The 526-nt window shown below is 70.3% G+C and carries 1 protein-coding gene; it reads left to right on the top strand.

All coding sequences use genetic code 11. From position 1 onward, the window contains the following. A partial coding sequence (locus ABQX22_RS26790; protein ID WP_349802868.1) for an Ig domain-containing protein occupies positions 1–526 on the top strand: 526 nt, incomplete at both ends.

Below are 526 nucleotides of genomic sequence, written 5' to 3'. Positions count from 1 at the left end.
CGGGCGTGTTCAACTGCACCCTGACCGCCACCGACAGCACGCCGAGCCCGGCTGTGCAGGCCAGCCAGAGCTATTCGGTCACCATTACAGCGGCGACGCTGGTGCCGGGGCAGCCGACGTTGCCACCGGCGGTGCGCGGCAGCGCGTACAACCAAGTGTTGACGGCCAGCGGCGGCGTTGCGCCCTATCGCTACAGCATCGCCAGCGGCACCTTGCCGGCTGGCCTGACGCTGGCCAGCGACGGCACGCTGTCGGGCACGCCGACGGTGGATGGCACGTTCAACTTCACGGTTGAGGCGACCGATGCCAACAGCTTCACCGGGACGCGGGCGTATACGCTGACGGTGGCTGGCCCGACCCTGGTGCTGCCCGCATCCACCTTGCCGGCAGGCACCGCAGGGCAGGCGTATACGGCAGCGATCAGCCCGGCCACCGGCGGCACTGCGCCGTACAGCTATGCGCTGAGCGCTGGCGCGTTGCCGGCCGGCATCGTGCTGGACACCGCAACCGGTGGGCTGAGCGGCAC

Origin of the sequence: Xanthomonas sp. WHRI 1810A (genome assembly GCF_040202885.1) — a bacterium.
Taxonomy (GTDB): domain Bacteria; phylum Pseudomonadota; class Gammaproteobacteria; order Pseudomonadales; family Pseudomonadaceae; genus Aquipseudomonas.
Note: the sequence above shows the minus strand (reverse complement) of the source record. Positions and strands in the feature narration are given on the sequence as shown.